At 80.4% G+C, this 2,571-nt stretch carries 2 protein-coding genes; both read left to right on the top strand.

The window, feature by feature from the left end:
- A partial coding sequence (locus G5C65_RS35280; protein WP_241266290.1) for a hypothetical protein occupies positions 1-1,231 on the top strand: 1,231 nt, incomplete at its 5' end.
- The coding region (gene mycP / locus G5C65_RS35275; RefSeq protein ID WP_165303137.1) for a type VII secretion-associated serine protease mycosin at positions 1,228-2,571 on the top strand (1,344 nt) is incomplete at its 3' end. The genes G5C65_RS35280 and mycP, both read left to right, overlap by 4 nt.

The raw sequence follows: 2,571 nt of genomic DNA, 5'->3' as shown, positions 1-2,571 counted from the left end.
CCCTCCCCGGCCCGCGCACCCGCCGCATCCCGCGCACCCGCCGCGTCCGGGCCCGCCGCCGCGCCCCGGGATCCCGCCGAAGCCCGCGGACTCGCCCCGGCGGACGCCGCAGCCGTCGCCCGCCCCGGCGGACCCGGCCCGCGCGGCGGAGGACTCCGGCGCGGCACGCGCCGTGGCCGCCCGGGGCGCCGCGCGCGGCTCCCGCGAGCGGTCCGGGACGCCGGGCAGCGCCCCGGACCGGCCCTCGGGGCCGGGCAGCGCGGGGCGCGGACGGCCCGCACGGCCCGTACGGCGGGACCTCGGCGCCGGAACCGGGGCGCACCCCGGGGAGTCCGCGCAGCGGGAGTCCATACCCGTGCCCCGGAGCCGGACCGGGTCACGCTCCGGCTCCGCCACCCCGGGCGCACCGCTGTCGGCCCGGGTGGTGCTGGCCGCCGTCTGCCTCGTGCTGGGCGTCGGGCTCCTCGGCGGCGCCGGGACCGGGGCGTGGCTCAGCGGCGACGGCGGGGGGAACGGCGACAGCCGGGGGTTCGCGGCGGCGCGCGGCGCCTGGCACCGGCTGGCCGTCGACACGCTCTTCCCCCGGACGCTGAGCGGCAAGGGCGCGGGGCCCGGCGGCGCCGACCGCCGGTGGACGCGGGTCGCGGTCGCGCCCGACAGCGGCTGCCGGGCCGCCTTCGACCCGCTGCTCGCCAAGGCCCTCAAGCCCGTCGGCTGCAACCGCCTGCTGCGCGCCACCTACACCGACGAGACCACCAGCAGCCTCACCACCGTCGGGCTCGTCTTCACCCGGGCGGACCGGGACGGGATGCGCGCCCTCCGCAACCGGTTCACCGCCGAGGACCTGGCCGTGCGCACGGATCTGATGCCCCGCCCGTACGCCGCGCGCGGCACCGCGGCCGCCGCCTTCGGCGACGCGCAGCGCGCGAGCTGGACGGTGCGGGTGCTGACCGACGTGCCCGTCGTGGCGTACGCCGTCTCCGGGTTCGCCGACGGACGCACCGTCAGCGACCCGCAGGCCGCCTCCGAGGCGGCCCGGAAGGGCGGGACCTCCGCCGCCGCGCAGGCGGGGCTCGGGCACGACGCACGGGGCCTCACGGACCGCGTCACCCGCGGCCTGCGCGAGGCGACCGAGGAGGAGCCGGGGAAGAGCCCGGGCACGGGCTCGGGGAAGAACTCCGGGGCGGGCGCGGGGACGCGCGGACCGGGAGAGGACGGCGACGAGGCATGAGGCACCGCCCGACAGCCGCACCCCACGCCGCCGCCCGGCCGGCGGCCCGCGCCCTGGCCCGCCCGCTGGCCGGCGTCCTGCTGTGCGCGCTGCTCGTCCTCGCACCCGGCGCCGCTGGGCCGGCGCACGCGGCGGGCGAGGGGCTGCAGGACCGGCAGTGGGGACTCCGCGCCATAGGCGCCGAGGAGGCGTGGAAGACGACCAAGGGCCGGGGCGTCACGGTCGCCGTCCTCGACACCGGGGTGGACGCGCGCCACCCCGACCTCAGGGACAACGTGCGGGGCGGCACCGACCTGTTGCGCATGGGCGCGCGCCGGGGCGAGGGGAACTGGGCGCGGCACGGCACCGCGATGGCCGGGATCATCGCCGGGCACGGCCACGGTCCGGGCGGGCGCGCGGGGGTGCTCGGCGTCGCGCCCGAGGCGCGGATCCTGCCGGTGCGGGTGCTCCTGGAGGAGTCCGATCCGCAGCGCGCCAAGGCCCGCAAGGCGCGCGGCGGCGCCCTCGCCGACGGCATCCGCTGGGCCGCCGACCACGGCGCCGACGTCATCAACCTCTCCCTCGGCGACGACAGCGACTCCGCCAGCCCCGACGCGCGCGAGGACGCCGCCGTGCGCTACGCCCAGCGCAAGGGAGCCGTCGTCGTCGCCTCGGCCGGCAACGGCGGCGAGCGCGGCGACCACGTCTCCTACCCCGCCGCCTACCCGGGCGTGATCGCGGCGACGGCCGTGGACCGGCACGGCGCACGCGCCCCCTTCTCCACCCGGCGCTGGTACGCGACCGTCGCGGCGCCCGGCAAGGACATCGTGATAGCCGACCCGGACGGCACCTACTACGAGGGCTGGGGCACCAGCGCGGCGGCCGCCTTCGTCTCCGGCGCCGTCGCGCTCGTCCGCGCGGCGCACCCCGGACTGAGCCCCTGGCAGATCAAGGAGCTGCTGTCGGACACGGCCCGCAACCCGCCGGAGGGCGGGCGCAGCGACGCCCTCGGCACCGGGACCGTCGACCCCGCCGCGGCGATCGAGATGGGCTCGCACGTCGCGGTGCGCAAGCAGCAACCACGCGCGCAGCAGTACCCGCGGGAGCACTTCGGCACCCGGCCCGACGGCGGCTCGGACGGCGGCTCCGGCTGGTTCGCGCTCCTCACCGCCGTGCTCGGGGCGCTGCTGATCGCCGGCGCCGTCGGACTCTGGCGCGGTGCCGGCCTGCGGGGCCCGCGGGGCCTCCCCGGGCTCCGGGGCCCGCGGGGCCGACTGCTGCCCGGAAGCCCGGGGGGCTCCCGGCGGCGGAGGCGCGGTCCGCCGCTGCCGCCCGACCCGGCGGTCGCCCCGGCCCCCGAT

The sequence above is a fragment of the Streptomyces boncukensis genome, from assembly GCF_011045075.1.
Classification (GTDB): domain Bacteria; phylum Actinomycetota; class Actinomycetes; order Streptomycetales; family Streptomycetaceae; genus Streptomyces; species Streptomyces boncukensis.
The sequence above is the reverse complement of the archived record's forward strand: the minus strand, read 5'-3'. Positions and strand labels throughout refer to the sequence as shown.